Annotated in this window: 10 protein-coding genes; 8 read left to right on the forward strand and 2 right to left on the reverse strand. The window is 72.2% G+C overall.

The features are described 5' to 3' along the window. Nucleotides 1–174: 174 nt before the first annotated feature. Nucleotides 175–1452 carry an acetyl-CoA C-acetyltransferase gene (locus ACFQV6_RS06235; RefSeq protein ID WP_378026364.1) on the reverse strand — a complete coding sequence of 426 codons (1278 nt, stop codon included), beginning with the start codon at nucleotides 1450–1452 and terminating at the stop codon, nucleotides 175–177. A 67-nt stretch (nucleotides 1453–1519) separates the two neighbouring features. Here ACFQV6_RS06235 and ACFQV6_RS06240 point away from each other — a divergent pair, with 67 nt between their 5' ends. The 8 genes from ACFQV6_RS06240 to ACFQV6_RS06275 all read left to right on the forward strand — a co-directional run bounded on the left by ACFQV6_RS06240 (nucleotide 1520) and on the right by ACFQV6_RS06275 (nucleotide 12507). Continuing rightward, nucleotides 1520–2866: a 3-oxoacyl-ACP reductase gene (locus ACFQV6_RS06240; protein WP_378026365.1), complete on the forward strand. Its 1347-nt coding sequence runs from the start codon at nucleotides 1520–1522 to the stop codon at nucleotides 2864–2866. A gap of 1 nt (nucleotide 2867) precedes the next feature. Then, nucleotides 2868–3746, forward strand: a complete 879-nt coding sequence (locus tag ACFQV6_RS06245; protein WP_378026366.1) for a MaoC family dehydratase — start codon at nucleotides 2868–2870, stop codon at nucleotides 3744–3746. A 45-nt stretch (nucleotides 3747–3791) separates the two neighbouring features. Beyond that, complete coding sequence (locus ACFQV6_RS06250; protein WP_378026367.1) at nucleotides 3792–5003, forward strand: acyl-CoA dehydrogenase family protein; 1212 nt, start codon at nucleotides 3792–3794, stop codon at nucleotides 5001–5003. Between the two features lie 14 nt (nucleotides 5004–5017). Further along, complete coding sequence (locus tag ACFQV6_RS06255; RefSeq protein ID WP_378026368.1) at nucleotides 5018–6580, forward strand: AMP-binding protein; 1563 nt, start codon at nucleotides 5018–5020, stop codon at nucleotides 6578–6580. An 18-nt stretch (nucleotides 6581–6598) separates the two neighbouring features. Then, nucleotides 6599–7402, forward strand: coding sequence for an SDR family oxidoreductase (locus tag ACFQV6_RS06260; protein WP_378026369.1), 804 nt, complete (start codon nucleotides 6599–6601; stop codon nucleotides 7400–7402). 107 nt (nucleotides 7403–7509) lie between these two features. Further along, complete coding sequence (locus ACFQV6_RS06265) at nucleotides 7510–8028, forward strand: DUF6879 family protein (protein WP_378026370.1); 519 nt, start codon at nucleotides 7510–7512, stop codon at nucleotides 8026–8028. A gap of 3 nt (nucleotides 8029–8031) precedes the next feature. Beyond that, complete coding sequence (locus ACFQV6_RS06270; RefSeq protein WP_378026371.1) at nucleotides 8032–8523, forward strand: hypothetical protein; 492 nt, start codon at nucleotides 8032–8034, stop codon at nucleotides 8521–8523. Nucleotides 8524–8556: 33 nt separating this feature from the next. Then, the gene (locus tag ACFQV6_RS06275; RefSeq protein WP_378026372.1) at nucleotides 8557–12507 is read left to right on the forward strand and encodes a tetratricopeptide repeat protein; all 3951 of its coding nucleotides are present in this window, start codon (nucleotides 8557–8559) and stop codon (nucleotides 12505–12507) included. Between the two features lie 6 nt (nucleotides 12508–12513). Here the strand turns inward: ACFQV6_RS06275 and ACFQV6_RS06280 are convergent, their stop codons facing one another. Further along, complete coding sequence (locus tag ACFQV6_RS06280; RefSeq protein ID WP_378026373.1) at nucleotides 12514–17853, reverse strand: DUF3320 domain-containing protein; 5340 nt, start codon at nucleotides 17851–17853, stop codon at nucleotides 12514–12516. Between the last annotated feature and the right edge of the window lie 50 nt (nucleotides 17854–17903).

Raw genomic sequence — 17903 nt, forward strand, 5'->3', positions numbered from 1 at the left:
CTGCCGGGGCCCTCACCGCCACACCGTGTGCAGCTACTCCTCGCGGGCGCCGAGCCCAGTGCGGGTAGCTGCACACATTGGCGTTACGTGTGCGCTGACAAGGCCCCTGACGTGGGTAAACGCGCACACAACCTTAACGTGCGCGCCTACCCACGCCACGAAAGCCCAGCCGGATCAGCGCTCCAGGATGGCGACGACGCCCTGCCCACCCGCGGCGCAGATGGAGATCAGGCCGCGGCCGGAACCCTTCTCGGACAGCAGCTTCGCCAGCGACGCCACGATCCGCCCGCCGGTCGCCGCGAACGGATGCCCCGCCGCCAGCGAAGACCCGTTCACGTTCAGCTTCGCGCGCGGGATCGAACCGAGCGGCGCGTCCAGCCCCAGCTTCTCCTTGCAGAACTCCGGCGACTCCCAGGCCGCCAGCGTGGCCAGCACCTGTGACGCGAACGCCTCATGGATCTCGTAGTAGTCGAAATCCTGCAGTGTCAGCCCGTTCCGCGCCAGCATCCGCGGCACCGCATAGGCCGGCGCCATCAGCAGACCCTCGTCCCCGTGCACGTAGTCCACAGCGGCCGTCTCCGAGTCCGCGAGATACGCCAGGACCGGAAGCGAGTGCGCCGCCGCCCAGTCCTCCGAGGCCAGCAGCACGGTCGACGCGCCATCGGTCAGCGGCGTCGAGTTGCCCGCCGTCATCGTCGCGCCCTCTTTGCCGTAAACCGGCTTCAGACCCGACAGCTTCTCCAGGCTGGAGTCCGGGCGCAGATTCTGATCGCGGGTGAGCCCGAGATAGGGCGTCAGAAGATCATCGAAGAAGCCCTTTTCGTACGCGGCGGCCAGGCGCTGATGCGACGACAGCGCGAGCTCGTCCTGGGCGGCCCGATCGATGTTCCAGCGCAGCGCCGTGATCGCCGCGTGCTCACCCATCGACAGCCCGGTACGCGGTTCGGCGTTACGCGGCAGCTCCGGCTTCAGTGCCTGCTGCGGCCGCAGTTTCGCGACCGCTTTGAGCCGGGCGCCCAGCGTCCGGGCCCGGTTCAGCTCGAGCAGGGCCTGGCGCATGTCCTCGTTGAGCTGCAACGGCGCGTCCGATGTGGTGTCGACGCCGCCTGCCACGCCGGAGTCGATCTGCCCCAGGGCGATCTTGTTGGCCACCAGGATCGCCGCTTCGAGGCCGGTGCCGCACGCCTGCTGGATGTCGTAGGCCGGGGTCCGCGGGTCGAGCCGTGAACCGAGCACCACCTCGCGGGTCAGGTTGAAGTCGCGGGAGTGCTTGAGCACCGCACCGGCGACCACCTCACCGAGCTGCTCGCCGGCCAGCCCGAACCGGGCGATCAGCCCGTCCAGGGCGGCGGTCAGCATGTCCTGGTTCGACGCCTTCGCGTAGCGGCTGTTGGAACGGGCGAACGGGATCCGGTTCCCGCCCAGGACGGCGACGCGGCGCACGGTGGGCACGACTATCCTCCACATCGAAAGCAGGCACATCGACGGCAAGCAAGCTACTCACCGGTAGGCTACTCGCATGGCTGACAGGTACGCGAACTTCGCCAACTCCGGTCTCGGCCGGACCGTGGTCAAGCGCCTCGGTCTGCCTGATCCGCCCCGGCTGCGACGGCACAACCCCGGCGACCCGATCACGGACGGGCCCGTTCTGCTGGGTGCGGCGCCGGGCGGGCGGCTCTCCGAGCCGATCCACAAGCTGCTGGAGGGCGCCGGCGCCGAGGTCGCCGAGCCAGGTGCGCGGCCTGAGGGGGTACGCCACGCCGCGCTGATCTTCGACGCGACGGGGATCGGGGACTCCGCTCAGTTGCGGGCGCTCTTCGACTTCTTCCACCCGTACGCCCGCTCCTTGAAGGTCTCCGGGCGCGTGATCGTGCTGGGCACCCCACCGGAAGCCACCGCCGGCCCGAAGGAGGCGACCGCGCAGCGGAGCCTGGAGGGTCTGACCCGCAGCATCGGCAAGGAGTTCGGGCGCGGTGTCACCTCGCAACTCGTGTACGTGGCACCCGGCGGCGAGGCGGCCGTCGAGTCCACGCTGCGGTTCCTGCTGAGCGGCCGCTCGGCCTACGTCTCCGGCCAGGTCATCCGGGTCGGTGCCGGCAGCCCGCCCGAGCCGGCCGACTGGGAGCGTCCCCTCGAGGGCAAGCTCGCGCTGGTCACCGGCGCGGCCCGCGGCATCGGCGCGGCCATCGCCCGCACCCTGGCCCGGGACGGCGCCGACGTGATCGCCCTGGACGTGCCGGCCGCCGGTGACGCGCTCGCCGGCGTGGCCAACGAGACCCGCGGCCGTGCCCTGCAACTCGACCTGACCGCTGCCGACGCGGCCGCCCGGCTCGCCGGATACCTGGCCGCCGGACCGCGCGGCGGCGTCGACATCGTGGTGCACAACGCCGGCATCACCCGCGACAGGACGATCGCCCGGATGGACGCGGACCGCTGGGACGCCGTTCTCGGTGTGAACCTCACGGCTCCGGAACGCGTCAACGACGTGCTGCTGGAGCGCGATCTGATCCCGTCCGGCGGCCGGATCATCGGGGTGGCGTCGATCGCCGGGATCGCCGGGAACCGGGGGCAGACCAACTACGGGACCAGCAAGGCCGGCGTGATCGGGCTGGTCCAGTCGCACGCCCCGCTGCTCACCGGCCGCGGCATCACGATCAACGCGGTGGCACCGGGCTTCATCGAGACCGCCATGACCGCGAAGATGCCGGTCGGGCTGCGCGAGGCCGGCCGGCGGCTGAACAGCATGTCGCAGGGCGGCCTGCCGATCGACGTGGCGGAGACGATCGCGTGGTTCGCGTCGCCGGGTTCGGCGACCATCACCGGCAACGTGGTGCGGGTCTGCGGCCAGAGCCTGCTGGGGGCCTGAGATGGTCGCGGTCGTCGAGCTGAGCTCCGGTCCGGGAACGACAGCGGCGTACGCGAGGGCCGCCCTCGGCCTGCTCCCCGGCACCCGGCGGGGTTCCACGCTGCCCGAGCGGGAGATCCTGCACCGCGGCGTGACGGTCGACCGCGATCACCTGGCGGCCTACGACCGGGTCTGCGGGTTCCGGCTGAGCGACACGCTGCCCGCGACGTATCCGCACGTGCTCGCGTTCCCGCTGGCCATGCGGCTGATGACGGCCGGCGATTTCCCGCTCCCGCTGATCGGCCTGGTCCACGTCGCCAACCGGATCACGGTCCGGCGCCCGGTCTCCGCGGACGTGCCACTGGACCTGTCGGTGCGCGCCCTGGACCTGCGCGACCATCCGCGCGGCCGCCAGTTCGACGTGATCGCCACGGCCTCGGCGGACGGCCAGGAGGTCTGGCGCGGCGTGTCGACCTACCTGCGCGTCACCCGGCCGTCCGCCGGATCGGATCGTTCCGAGGAGCCCGGCAGCCCGGCCGGTGGTGCGCAGTGGCGCGTCCCGGCCAGGGTGGGCAGCGATTACGCGGCCGTCTCCGGTGACCGCAACCCGATCCACACGTCGCGGCTGGGTGCCCGGCTGTTCGGCTTCCCGCGCCCGATCGCGCACGGCATGTGGACCAAGGCCCGCAGCCTCGCCGCCCTGGAGGGCCGCCTCCCGGACGCGTACACCGTCGACGTCGCTTTCAAGGCACCCGTGCTGCTCCCCGCGCGAGTCACCTTCAGAGCCACTCCGAGAGCCACCCCGAGAGCCACACCCGGCGGCTGGGATTTCACCCTCGCGTCGAAGCGCCCGCATCTAACCGGATCGATAGGGCTTGTCAGTGACGTGGGGCACTCCTAAAGTTACCGGCGAGTTAACCAGCGCCGCCGGAAAGGCTGATCCGACGTGGAGTTCTGGCTCGACCTGAACGAGGAGCAACAAGACCTGCGTGAGTGGGTGCACGGGTTCGCCGAGTCGGTGATCCGGCCCGCCGCCGCGGAGTGGGACGAGCGCGAGGAAACCCCGTGGCCCGTGCTCCAGGAGGCCGCCAAGATCGGGCTGTACGGCTTCGAGTTCCTGGTCAACACGTGGTCCGACACGTCCGGGCTGAGCCTGCCGGTGGCCAACGAGGAGCTGTTCTGGGGTGACGGCGGCATCGGCATGGCGATCTCCGGCACCTCGCTGGCGGTGGCCGCGATCTACGGGTCGGGCACACCGGAGCAGCTCGTCGAGTGGGTGCCGCAGTGTTTCGGTGACGCGAGCGATCCGAAGGTGGCGGCGTTCTGCAGCACCGAGCCGGAAGCCGGCTCCGACGTCGCGTCGATGCGGTCACGCGCGGTCTACCACGAGGCCACCGACGAGTGGGTGATCAGCGGCCAGAAGGCTTACGCGACGAACGGCGGCATCGCCAACGTGCACGTGGTGACCGCGAGCGTCGAGCCGTCGCTGGGCTCCCGCGGGCAGGCCGCCTTCGTGATCCCGCCCGGCACCGCGGGCCTGGTCGGCACGAAGAAGCTCAAGAAGCTCGGGTTGAAGGCCTCGCACACCGCCGACGTGTTCCTCGACGACGTGCGGGTCCCCGGCAGCTGCCTGCTCGGCGGCAAGGAGGCCCTGGACAAGCGCCTGGCCCGGGCACGGGAGGGGCAGCGCGCCTCGAAGCAGGCCGCGATGCGCACCTTCGAGCTGTCCCGGCCGGCCGTCGGCGCGCAGGCGATCGGCATCGCGCGGGCGGCGTACGAGTACGCGCTGGAGTACGCGAAGACCCGTGTCCAGTTCGGCCGCCCGATCATCGAGAACCAGGCCATTGCGTTCGCCCTGGCCGACATGCGTACCGAGATCGACGCCGCGCGGCTGCTGGTGTGGCGGGCGGCGTGGATGGGCCGCGCCGAGCGCCCGTTCGCCGCCGGTGAGGGCTCGATGTCGAAGCTGAAGGCCGGTGAGGTGGCCGTGGCGGTGACCGAGAAGGCCGTGCAGATCCTCGGCGGCGCCGGTTACCTGCGGGACCACCCGGTGGAGCGGATGTTCCGCGACGCCAAGATCTACACCATCTTCGAGGGCACCTCGGAGATCCAGCGACTGGTGATCGCGCGCGCCATCTCGGGAGTCCAGATCCGATAAGAGGGGGCAGCGCCGTGGACCTGACCTTCATCGCCACCACCATGGCCAAACGCGGCCTGCTCACGCCGGGGCATCCGGGCCGGATCGCCCGGCAGTTCGGTGCGCTCGGCAGGTGGGGGTTCGGGCTGGCCGGCGAGCTGCGCCAGGCCGCCGCGCGCAGCCCGGAGCGGGTCGCCGTGGTCGACGACGAGCGCCGCGTCACGTACGCCCAACTGCTCTCCCGCTCGGAGCGCCTGGCCCGCGCCCTGCCGGTGTCCCCCGGTGATCGGGTGGGTCTGCTCTGCCGCAACTCGGCCCGGATGATCGAGGCCCTGATCGGGGTGGCCACGGCCGGCGCCGACCCGGTCCTGATCAATACCGGCCTCTCCGCCTCCCAGCTGGCGGCCGTCGCGAAGGATCAGGACCTCCGCGCCCTGATCCACGACGACGAGTTCACCCCGCAGCTCGCCCTCGTCGCCGGCCCGGACCTGCTGAACGAGCGCCGGATCGCCGAGCTGATCGCCGAGAGCCGGCCGGGACCCGCGCAGCCGCCGCAACGGCCGGGCCGCACCATCGTGCTCACGTCCGGCACGACAGGCGTACCGAAGGGTGCCCGCCGCCCCACCCCCGGCGGCTTCCGGCCGCTCTGCTCGGTGATCGACCGCATCCCGCTGCGCTCCGGCGACCGGATCCTGATCGCGGCGCCGCTCTTCCACACCTGGGGGTACGCGGGCCTGCAGATCGCCCTCGCCCTGCGCGCCACGATCGTGCTGCACCGGCGGTTCGACCCGGCCGCCACGCAGGCCACTCTCACCGGGCGTGACTGCGCCGGCCTGATCGCCGTACCGGTGATGTTGCAGCAGTTGATGGAGCTTCCCCAGCCCGAGGAGTCCAAGAAGTCCAAGGAGCGGCGGCCGCCGAACCTGCGGGTGGCGGCGGTGAGCGGCTCGGCTCTGCCCGGCGGCCTGGCCACCCGGTTCATGGACCGCTACGGCGACGTCCTCTACAACCTGTACGGCTCGACCGAGGCCTCCTGGGTCTCCATCGCCACCCCCGCCGACCTGCGCGCCGCACCGAACACCGCCGGCACACCGCCCTACGGCACCCGGATCGCGGTGCTCGGCGACGACGGGAAACCGGTGCCCACCGGCACCGTGGGACGGCTGTTCGTGGTCAACGAGATGCTGTTCGAGGGCTACACCAACGACGCCGCGACCCGGATGGCCGACGGGCTCCTCGGCACCGGCGACCTGGGGCACGTCGACGAGAACGGCCGGGTCTACGTGGACGGCCGGGAGGACGACATGATCGTCTCGGGCGGTGAGAACGTCTACCCCGGCGAGGTCACCGACCTGCTCGCCGCCCTTCCGCAGGTCCGGGAGGTCGCGGTGATCGGCGTCGACGACCAGGAGTACGGCCGGCGCCTCGCCGCCTACCTGGTGCTGCGCCCCGGCGAGACCCTGGACGCCGAAGCCGTGCGCGAGCACGTCCGCCGGCACCGGGCACGCTTCTGCGTCCCGCGCGACGTGGTGTTCCTCGACGAGCTGCCGCGCAACGCCACCGGCAAGATCCTGACCCGGGAGTTACCGCGGGACTGAGCCGGGTACCCACCCGCCATGCGCTTCCACGACTACGACCGCGTCGCTATCGTCACCGGCTCGGACTCCGGCATCGGTGAGGCCACCGCGATCGCCCTGGCGACGGCCGGCTTCGACGTCGGCGTTACCTTCCGCTCCGACAGTGCCGGCGCCGAGGAGGTCGCCGGCAAGGTGCGCGAACTCGGCCGCCGCTGCGAGGTGCGCCGGCTGGACCTGTCCCGGTTGCCCGGCGCCGCCGACGTGATCGACGACCTGGCCGGTGCCCTCGGCGGCCTCGGCGTCCTGGTGAACTGCGCCGGCACCGGCATCTCCACCCCGGTGGTCGACACCGACTACGAGCAGTGGCGCGAGGTGCTCGCCGTGGACCTGGACGGCCCGTTCCTCTGTGCCCAGCGCGCCGCCCGCCGGATGCTGGCCGCGGGCCGCGGTGGCCGGATCATCAACATCACCAGCGTGCACGAGCACGCGCCCCGGGTCGGCGCGGGTGCGTACTGCGCGGCGAAGGGCGGTCTGGGCCTGCTCACGAAGGTGATGGCGCAGGAACTGGCGGCGAGCGGGATCACCGTGAACGCTGTCGCGCCGGGGGAGATCGCGACGCCGATGACCGGCAACGAGGACGTTGATCCGTTCACGGTGAGCCGTCCGGGCGTACCGGTGGGCCGGCCCGGCGACGCGAACGAGGTCGCCGCCGTGGTGGCGATGCTGGCCGGGCCGGACGCCGCCTATGTCACCGGCGCGTCCTGGGTGGTCGACGGCGGCATGCTGCTGATGGGACCGCAGGCGGGCTCGCACCTGCAGAGCGACGACTGGCGCAACGGCTGACGCCAGGTTTTCTGCAAATTGCATGTTTCACATTTTTGACTGGACCTTCCGCACCCAGAGTGACCATCGTGATACGCGGTGTGCCCTTGGTGCGGGGAGGATCCGGCATGCGGCTGTTGCTCAGGGACGACTTCGACGATCTGTTCCGGACGTTCGAGCGGTCGGCGTTCCATCTGGAGGTGGCGGACGTCTATCACACCGATGAGGAGTCGGAGCCGATCCGCCGCTTCCTCTCCGGGGAGCCCGACGACTTCGCCTGGCAGCGGCCATGGCTCGACCTGATCCGGAACGCGACGGCGGCCGGCCGGAGCGTGCGGCGCCTGCGGGTGGTGACCGTCCCGCACGTGGACTACACCCGGTGGCTGCTGAGCATCTCGGCCCTCAACGAGGACGCGGGCGAGCAGATCCGCTGGCTGCCCCGGCACCTGGTGAACGGGCTGCCGATCACCGCCGACGACTTCTGGGTCTTCGACGACGACAAGGTGGTCTACACGCTGTTCGCCCCGGACGGCTCGTTCACCGGCGGCGCGCAGACCGAGGACGGGGTGATCGTCGAGCACTGCGCGAAGATCCGGGACGCGCTGTGGCCGTACGCGATCCCCCACGGCGACTACGTCAAGCTCTGAATCATGCCCGCGTTCACCCGGCCCGTGTCAGCAACGCGATTGTTGCCGAGCCCGCGGCCGCATAGCGTCGAATCCGTTCAGGAGGCGGAGGATTCGACGATGGACCCAGCAACGCTCGCGATCGCAGCGGCAACCCTGATCGCGACCAAGGCGGCCGAGGGAACCGGTTCCGCTCTCAGCGACGCCATGCGCGACGGGCTGACCCGGCTCCATCAGGCGGTCCGCGCGCGGTTCTCCGGTGATACCGACGTGACCGAGTCGATACGGCGGGTGGAAGCCGAGCCGGAGAGCAAGGCACTGACGGCCGAACTGGCGCGGGCCCTGAGGACTCGTCTCGCCACCGATCCGGAGACGGCCGCGCAACTGGAGAAGCTCGTCAACGACATACCTCAGGGCGGCGGCGCCGGCCCGTCGTTCGTCACCACGGTGAAGGACAACGCCGAGGTGGGCAAGATCGCCAACATCGGCGAGGTCAAGGGAGACGTCTCCTTCTGACGTGTCGCCCTACCGGCTTGGCGGGTGGTGCTCATGGACGACCGGGAAGCCATCCGGCGTGGGATCCGCGCATGGCGGGCGGTCGACGATCAGGCCGAGGAGGCGATACAGCATCTGCTCTCCGATCCGGACGAGGGTTGCACCACCTTCTCCGACCGGTTGAGGTCCGCGGGAGTCAGATCGGACGCCCCTCCGGAACTCGCCGCGGTGGTGAGCGGCGGGCTGGTCGACAAGATCGTTCAGATCGCACGGGCGAGGGACGTCAACTTCTTCCTCCAGCCGGCTGCCGCACGGCGGGGCGACCTGCAGGACCTTCTCGCTCTCCGGCTGGCTCCCGACGGCGGGCCGCCCGCTGTGGAGGACGTCAACTATCACGACATCGGGGTGTCCCGGTCGAAGTACACCGAGGACGCGCAGCCCTACGTGCGCCGCCGCGTGGACGAGAGCCTGCGCGATGCTCTCTCCCGGGAGCCCTTCGTGATGCTGGCCGGCCTGTCCAAGGCCGGGAAGTCGAGGACGCTGTTCGAGGCGCTGCGCGCGGTGATGCCGAGGGCCCGGCTGTTGGTGCCCCGGGGCAACCCGTCCGCGCCCGCCGACCTTCTGGAGTTCGCTGACCTGTACGCCGCCTTGAACGAACAAGCCGCTCCGAACGAACACGCCGCCTTGAACGAACAAGCCGCTCCGAACGAACACGCCGCCTTGAACGAACGAGCCGATCTGGACGGACGGTTCGTGCTGTGGCTCGACGACATCAACCGGTACCTCGTCCCCGGCGGCCTGGACGCGCTTGCCCTGGACCGTTTCGCCCACCTGCCGAACGTGCCCGTGGTGGTCGCCGGAACGATCCGGGCGCAGCGCCGCGACGACGTCCTGGCCGCCGCCGGGGAGACCGGCCGGGCGGCCGGCCTGGTGCTCGGCAGGGCACGAACGATTTCGTTGTCCCGCGCCCTGCAACCCGACGAGCGCAAGGAGGCGGAACGCCTCTATCAGAATGAGGACTTCACCCGGCGCGGAATCGGCGAGCAGCTGGTGGCCGCGCCCCTGCTGGAGCAACGCTACGAGGACGCCTACGAGAGCAATCCGGCCGGCTGGGCCGTCGTCCAGGCCGCGATCGACCTGCGGCGCGTGGGCCTGGACCAGCCCGTCCCCCGTGCCACCCTCCGGCAGCTGTTCGCGCCGTACCTGGTCAGCGCGGCACCCGACCTGGATCCCACCGACGATCACTTCTCAGCCGGACTGTCGTGGGCGCGGCACCCGGTGGCGGGCTCGGTCGCCCTGCTCCATGCCATCCATCGAAACGATGCCACCCATGAGGACGGCGGCATCCTGTTCTCGGCTTTCGACTACATCCTCGCCTACGCCGATGGGCAGCGGCCGGAGAGCGCGATCGAGGTTCCGGGATACACGTGGAAGTTCGCCATCAACCACAGTGCGCCGGACGACCTGCTGGAGATCGGCTCGGCCGCCATCACCCGGAAGGAGTACATCGTCGCGCGGAACGCGCTCAGGACGGCGCTCGCGTCCGGCGATGATGAGGTGGTCCCGTGGGCCGCCTTGCTCCTCGGCGATCTGGAGGCCGAGGAGGGAAGGCTCGAGCAGGGCCGGGAGCTGCTGATCCGGGCGATCGACTCGGGGAACCCGGGTGTCGTACCGGTGGCCCAGGTCGACCTCGGTGCCCTGCTGATGCGCAGCGGTGACTACCCGGCCGCCCTCGAGTGGATGGAGGCCGCTCTCGCATCGGGTGATCCCCGGGTCATGCCCATGGCGCAGGCCAATCTCGGCGCGGCGCTGGTCAACACCGGCGTGTTCGATCGCGCACGGGAACTGCTGGAGTCGGCGATCGATTCGGGGGACGCCCAGGCCCTGCCGGTGGCGCAGTCCAGTCTCGGCGGGTTGCTCGGCCGGATCGGCGAACTCGAGAAGGCACGCGAGCTGCTGGAGACCGCGATCGACTCCGGCGTCCCCGATGCGCGGGCCATGGCCCAGGCCAACCTCGGTGGCCTGCTCATCAACACCGGCGAGCCGGAACATGCCCGTGAGCTGCTGGAAGCCGCGATCGACTCCGGCAATCCCCAGGCCGTCCCGCTGGCGCAGGTCAACCTCGGTGCCCTCCTCCTCGGCGGCACCGAACTCGGCCGGGCACGGGAGCTGCTCGAGGCCGCGATCGACTCCGGCCACCCGCACATCGCGCCGCTGGCGCTGATCCTCCTCGGCAGTCTTCTGGGGCGGATCGGGGAACCCGAGGCCGGGCGTCACCTGCTGGAACAGGGTGTTGCCGGCGCCGAACCTGATCTGCGGGTCCGGGCCCAGCACCTGCTCGGTGACCTGCTGAAAGTGATGGGCGACAGTCCGGGCGCGGAGGCCGCTTACCAGGCGGCGATCGACAGCGGCCACCCCGTCTGGCGACCGCTCGCGCAGATCTCACAGGGGGCACTCCTGGGCACGCAGGGTGCGCCCGGCCGGGCGCGGGAGCTGTTCGAGGCTGCCATCGAGTCCGGGCATCCCGATTCCGTGGCGCTGGCGCAGGCCAATCTCGGCGGGCTGCTCACGCTGACCGGCGACCTCGAACGGGCACGGGAGCTGCTGGAGCTGGCGATCGCCTCCGGCCGGCCCGGTGCCAAGGCGCTGGCGCAGGCCAACCTCGGCGGCCTGCTCGTCACCGGCGGTGACCTCGTGCGGGCCCGCGAGTTACTGCAGGACGTGCTGGACTCCGCGAGCCTCGGCGCCCGGGCGACGGCGCAGGTCAACCTCGGCGGCCTGCTCATCATCACCGGCGAGCTCCCCCGGGCACGCGAGCTGCTGGAGGCCGCGATCAACTCCGGCGACCCGCAGGTCGTACCGCTGGCGCAGGCGAATCTCGCCGGGCCCTTGCTGGCCGCCGGCGAGACCGGCCGGGCGCGGGAGCTACTCGAGGCCGCGATCGACTCCGGTCATCCCAAAGCCATGGCCCTCGCTCAGGCCAACCTCAGCGTGCTGCTGGTGAACATCGCCGAGCCTGAGGGCGCACGTGAACTCCTCGAGGCTGCGATCGACTCCGGTGACCCGCAGGTCGTACCGCTGGCGCAAGCCATTCTCGGCGGCCTGCTGATCAATTCCGGGGACCACGACCGGGCGCGTGAGCTGCTCGAGGCCGCGGTCGAATCCGGTTTTCCCGGCGCCCGGCCGACGGCACTGGCCAACCTCGGCGGACTGCTCGTCATCAACGGCGAACTCGAGCGGGCCCGCGGACTGCTCGAGGCCGCGATCGACTGCGGCAACTCGCTGATCACGCCGCAGGCCAAGGTCAGCCTCGGCGATCTGCTGGGGCAGTCCGGGGAGTTCGACGCCGGGCGCCGGCTGCTGGAAGAGGCCGCCGCGACCGGCGATCGGGAGGTGCGGCCCCGCGCTCTGGACCTGCTCGGCGACCTCCTGCGGCGACAGGGCGACCTCACCGCCGCGGAGTCCGCCTACCGGGCCGCGATCGGCACCGGCCACCCGCGGTGGATTCTGATCGCGCAGGTTGACCTGGCGTCGCTCCTCATGGATCAGGACCAGTACGACGCGGCACGCCCCCTCCTGGAACACGTCGCCGCAGCCGGTGACCCGGATCGCCGGCCGTGGGCTCTGGTCCTGCTCAGTGATGTGCTGTCGTACACGGGGGATTACGCGGGCGCGGAAACCGCGCTCGAGACGGCTGCCGATACCGGCCATCCGGTATGGAACCCCTTCGCCCAGCTCTGCCTGGCCTACCTGCACATGGACCAGGGCCGCACCGACACAGCGCTCGCCCGGCTGGAGGACCTCGCCGCCTCCGGAGATCCGGAACAGGCAGCCCGGGCCCTCGGCATGATGGGGGATCTCCGTGCCCGGCAGGGTGATCTGCCGGCCGCGGAGACCGCCTATCGCGCCGCGAGGGAGGCCGACACGATCAGCGCCCTCGCTGAGGCCCGGCTGAGTGACCTGAAGGCCGCGGCGGACCAGGATCCCGGTGAATGGCTGGGCTGACTGCCGTCATGAGGTGACTGCCTTCTCCGCACCCAGACGGACACCGCTGTGTGTCTCCCGGTGCGGCAGGGTCGCCGGGTCCGGCAGGTCGAGCAGATCGTCGGCGGGTGCGGCGATCAGGCCGTTGCGGTGCGCGATCAGCCGGCCGCCCGACACCAGCTCGTCGAGCATCCCGGCCAGGCGGGACGTGGCCGTCTTCAGGCCGCTCCAGCCGAAGAGCCGGCCGGCCGCGGCGATCAGGTCCTCGCCCTCGACCAGGCCCGCGTCGAGAACCAGGTACTCCAGGGCCAGCTGGAGCTCCGAGTCGGCGACCTGCTCCGGCTTGCGGGTGACGCCGTCGCCGGGTACGCGTACCGCGGGGATCGGCTCGCCGGCGGCCGTGACGAAGGAGCCGTCGAAACCGGCGCCGGACGCCCGGATGGCGGCCTCGATGGCGGCGCGGACCGGCTGGGTGACGCGGCTGATTCCCCACGCCTCCCGGATCCGCCCGATCACCGTCGAGACGTGCACCGGGCCCTCCACCTCGGCGATCCGCTCGACGGTGCGTACCAGCAGGTCGCGGGCGACGTCGTCGCTGGCGCGGGCGGAGGACGGCAGCGGTTCCACCTCGGCGCGCTCGTAGGGCAGTGCCCACTCCGGCGGCTGGGCCGGGCGGACGGCGAGCAGCTCGGAGTCGGGTGCGGCGAACACGTCGGGGGTGGCCAGGGCGTTCTCGATGGCGACGCGCAGCCGGGCCTCCTCCTCCTCCCGGTTGCTGTACCAGGCGACACTCCACACCCGGTACAGGTTCCAGCCCAGGCCGTGCAGGAGGTGGTCGTGGACCCGGTCCCGGTCACGGGCGGCCGGGGACAGCTGGTAGGCGGGCCCGTCACACCGGATGCCGATGGCGTATCGGGCATCTTCCGAGTCGGCCGCCCGTACCCCCGCCTCGATCCGGCACGGACCGACGCCGACCTGGGCCGTCACCGCATAGCCCCAGCCCGCGACGGTCCGCAGGACCGAGTCCTCCAGCGAGGTCCGGTCGCCCAGCTCACCCTTGCCGCTGCCGCGCTCCGCGAAGGCGAGGTACGCGCAGAGCCGGCGCTCCCCCTCCGCGGCCGGTTCCTCGCGCCGGCCGGCCGGGATGGCGGTGACCACCTCGACCCGCTGCCGGGCCCGGGTCATCGCCACATCGAGGCGCCGCGTCCCGGTCGGACCGCCCGCCGCGCCCAGGTCGGCGCCCGTGCAGAGGATCACCACGTCGCGCTCGTCGCCCTGGGCGGACTCGGCGCACTTGACGAAGAAGTCGCCGAGCTGGCTCTCCAGCTCGGGCCGGTCGGCCAGGGCGGCGTCGACGGCGTCGGCCACCTCGTCGACCTGCGCGGCGGTCAGAGTGACCACGCCGAGCGAGAGGCCGGGCCGGTTGGTGAAGTGGTGCACGACGCGGGCCGCGACCAGGTCGGTCTCGGCGTCCGCCGCCGTGAACAGCTCGACGCCCAGGTCCGGTCCCGCCGGGAGCGCGGCCGGGAAGGTGACGAGCCGGCCCCGGTAGAAGGCGTCGTTGGCGAACTCGATGAGGCTCTCGTGCCGGCTGCGGTAGTGCCAGACCAGGCCGAGGCGGGTGAACGCGCCGCTGTCGTTGGCCGCAACCAGCACCGAGGTCCGGTCGCCGGTGGGTGGCAGCTGCGCGTCGTCACCGACGACGATCAGCGAGGTTCCCCGGTAGGCGCAGGCCACCGCGGCGGCCGTGGTCATCCGGGACGCCTCGTCGATGATCACGACGTCGAACGTCGCCTGCGCGGGCAGCAGCCGGGCGACCGCGGCGGGCGGCATCAGCAGGCACGGCTTGAGGGCGGCCACGGTGTCCCAGGCGGTGGCGAGCAGCTCACGTACCGGCCGGTGACCGCTCTGCTTCAGGCCCTCGGCACGCAGCAGTGCGGCCGGGCCGCCGGTAGTGACGGCCGGGCGGCGGGCGTTGACCGCCTCGATCACGGTGGCGACCGCGTCCTGGGGCAGGTCGGCGTCGAGGCGGCGGAACTCCTCGATCAGCTCGGTCCGGCCGGCGGCGTCGAGCGGTTCGAGGCGCTCGTCGGCGGCGATCACCTCGTCGATCCAGGCGCGGTACGCCGTACGCTCGATCACGTCACCGACCTGTCCCGCCTCCACACCGTGGTCAGCGCAGTAATCGGTGACCGTGCCGAGCCCGAACTCGGCAAGCACCTCTCGCGCGGCCAGGAACTCGAACCACTCACGCTGCCCGCCGGCGTCGTCACGCAGGTCCCGTAGCAGGTCACGGGCGGTCTCGTAGCGGTCGAGCGCGGTGGCCAGGCGCACCTGCCGGGCCGGCCCGAACGCCTCGATGATCCGTTGCCGGGCGTCCTGCCAGGCCTCGATCATCGGCGCCAGGTCGGTAGCGGTGGTGACGGCGGCGAGCGCCTGGGCCTGGTCGCCGGTGAGCGGGGCGTCGGTACCGGTGCGCAGCGTACGGGCACCGGCCGCCCACTCGATCGCCTCGCCGACGGCACGCAGGTCAGTGTGCCGCCCCCGGTACGCGATCCCGAGCGTCGTCTCGTACCCGTGGTTCGCCTGGTTCAGTGCCGCCTCGGCAGCCAGCACCCGCCGCCGGGCCTCCAGCACGTTCGCCGCCTCGGCGACGTTCAGGTCACGCCCGATCGCGTCGCCCAGCTGGTGCAGCAGGGCCGCGGCCTCGCCGAGCGGCGCCACCTGGGCCCGCATCCACGCGACGGCGGCCTGCACGCTGCCCTGACCGAGCACCGGGCGGGCGGCGGGGGAAGGCTCCGGGCTCAGCGTGGCCCGCCAGTGCCGGAACACGTCCCGCGCTTCGGTGACCGCCCGCAGCAGCTCGTCCGGGTGGTTCGTGGTCACGTACTCGACCACGGCCGGCAGTGCCTCCGGCGGCGTGACGCGCAGGGCCTCGTCGGCGGTCTGCAGCGCCCGCCCGATCGCCCGGAAGTCGGTGTCGAGCCGCTGCCAGTAGCGGCCGAGCAGCCCGGCGTGCTGGCGCTCGGCGGCGACCAGTCCCTCGTACGCCCGCCGCCACGCGACCGCGAGCCCGAGCCCGGCGACCGCCTCGTCCACGCCGGCACCCGGCGCCGCGAGCCCGGCCACGGTTTCCTTGTCACGCCGGTGCGGTGCGAGCAGCTTGCGGGCGCCGCGGTGCACCGTCGCGAACCGTTCCGCCAGCTCCTCGACCGGCGCGTCGAGCACCTCGTCGGTGAACAGGTCCCGGGCCTCGCCCCGGGCGGCGGCGACCGCGTCGACGTGCCGCCGCAGGGCCGCCGCGGCACTGTGCACGGCACTCTGCGCTCCGGGCACGAACCAGGCCCGCTCCGGCTTGTCCGGCCGGCCGCCGAGTTCGGCGATCAGGTTCACCAGCTCCACGTCCGAGAACGTGATCACCTCGGGCAGGCCGAGCCGGCCGGTCACCCGGTCCAGGTTGCGCTGCTGGTGCTCCAGCTCGTCGGCGTCCGCGGCGAACCGGCCGGCCAGCAGCTTGGCGTCGGCGGCGGTGAGCGGTTCCAGGCGTACCGCGGGCGGGTCGAGCCGGGGCGGCTCCGGGATCTGCTCCGAGGCCAGCGGCGCCGCGAGGTTCTCCCAGTGGATGCCGAGCCGTTCCTCGACCTGGGCGGTGGACTGGCGTACCGCCTCGATCTGCTCGTCCAGATCGTCCGCCGCCTGCCGGATCGGCCGCAGGGCCGCCGCGGTCAGCCACTGGTCCGCCACGTTGCCGGGCCGCCGCGCCGCGTGCGCGGTGATCTCCGCGAGCGCCGGCGCGTCGGCGGGCAGCCGCAGGTGGAAGGCCGCGGCCAGGGCGGCATCCGGTGCCATCGCCTCCGCGAGATCCTCCAGCGTGAGCTGGGCCAGGAACAGGGCGTCGTCGAGCGACTCCTGCTGGACCACCTCACGCCAGCGGAAACCACTGCGCTCGACGGCCGGTCGCCAGGCCGCGGCGAGACGGGCGGCGGCCTCGCGGATCCGCTCCAGCGAGGCGTCGGTCAGGGTGGACGGCTGGAAGCCGGGAGCGGGTGCCTCCGGCACACCGGCGAGCCGGGCGTGGGCACCGATCACGTCGTGCAGGCTGCGGCCGAGCGGTTCGCGGGCTTCGTTCACTGCTTCGGCGTACGCGTTGAGCTGGGCCCTCCGCTGCCGCAGTGTGTCCCGGTCGCTCTCGTCCATCGCCGGGTCCGCGAGGGGCACCGCGTCGAGAGCGGCGGCGAGAGCGGCGGCCACCTGCTTCCGGGAGCCCTTCGCCCCGTGCAGGTCGAGCAGGTAGTTGCCGAGCCCGGCGGACGCGAGCCGCTGTTGAACGGTGTCCAGGGCGGCGGCCTTCTCGGAGACGAACAGGACCCGCTTACCGGCGTGCGCCAGCGCGCCGATCATGTTGGCGACCGTCTGCGACTTGCCGGTTCCGGGCGGGCCGTCGACGACGAAACTGTGCCCCTCCAGGGCGGCGGCCACGACAGCCCGCTGGCAGGCGTCGGCGTCGAGCACCAGCGGGGTGTCGTCCGGCGGCGCCAGCACGTCGATCTCGGCGGGGCTGATCGGGGCGAAGGCGAACGCGCCCTCGGTGCCGTCGGCGGCGGCGAGCGCCCGGACCACCGGGTGGCGGGCGATCCGGTCCTCGTTGGTGAGCAGGTCGCGGCGGATCTGCTCGGCGGCCGGGTCGAGGCGGGCCAGGACAACAGCGTCAGCGGTACGCCAGCCCGCGCGGCCGGCGATCGCGGCGTCGATCTGTTCCCGCAGCGCGGCCGGGTCGTCCGCCTCGGGCAGGGTTATGCCCAGGGTGTGCAGGCGGGTGATCAGCGCGGGGTTGACCACCGGGTCACCGGCGCCGGTGCGCAGGCGGGGGACCTCGCCGGGGCCGAGCGCGACCAGGTCGACCGGGAGCAGCAGGAGCGGGCTCGCGTAGCCCGCTCCGTCCGCGTCCTGCCAGTGCAGCAGGCCGATCGCCAGGTGCAGCACGTCGACGCCGCGGTCCTCCTGCTCCTGGCGGGAGTGCCGCCGCAGGCGCCGCAGCAGCGGGTGCAGCACGTCGGCGGGTAGCTCGGTGCGCAGCACGTCGCGCTGTTTCGCCTTGCCGCCCCCGCCACCGCCACCGCCCGCGCCGCTGCTGTTCCCACCACCGTCGCCTGCGCCGGTGAGGGTGCAGTCGCGGCCCTGCCGCAGTGCCTCCACCACGCCCGCCGCGGCGGGGGCGACGATCTCGACCAGGTCGGCGCCGCCGCGCGGAAGGTTGATGAGTCGGTTGGCGGCACCGGGATCGGCGATCTCGTCGCGCCAGGCCGCGAGCGCCGCCCGGGCATCGTCACCCGGGCCGGTGGGTCCTTCAGCATCATCCGGCCGCATGTGCCCATTCCAGCAAGGCAGCCGGTACCTTGGTGGCAAATCGCCCGATC

Origin of the sequence: Actinoplanes sp. GCM10030250 (assembly GCF_042666575.1) — a bacterium.
GTDB lineage: Bacteria > Actinomycetota > Actinomycetes > Mycobacteriales > Micromonosporaceae > Actinoplanes.

Bases quoted from the DNA above. Each gene is read 5' to 3' on its own strand.
- ACFQV6_RS06240 (WP_378026365.1), top strand. From the start codon at position 1,520: ATGGCTGACAGGTACGCGAACTTCGCCAACTCCGGTCTCGGCCGGACC.
- ACFQV6_RS06245 (WP_378026366.1), top strand. From the start codon at position 2,868: ATGGTCGCGGTCGTCGAGCTGAGCTCCGGTCCGGGAACGACAGCGGCG.
- ACFQV6_RS06260 (WP_378026369.1), top strand. From the start codon at position 6,599: ATGCGCTTCCACGACTACGACCGCGTCGCTATCGTCACCGGCTCGGAC.
- ACFQV6_RS06265 (WP_378026370.1), top strand. From the start codon at position 7,510: ATGCGGCTGTTGCTCAGGGACGACTTCGACGATCTGTTCCGGACGTTC.
- ACFQV6_RS06270 (WP_378026371.1), top strand. From the start codon at position 8,032: ATGCCCGCGTTCACCCGGCCCGTGTCAGCAACGCGATTGTTGCCGAGC.
- ACFQV6_RS06275 (WP_378026372.1), top strand. From the start codon at position 8,557: ATGGACGACCGGGAAGCCATCCGGCGTGGGATCCGCGCATGGCGGGCG.
- ACFQV6_RS06280 (WP_378026373.1), bottom strand. From the start codon at position 17,853: ATGCGGCCGGATGATGCTGAAGGACCCACCGGCCCGGGTGACGATGCC.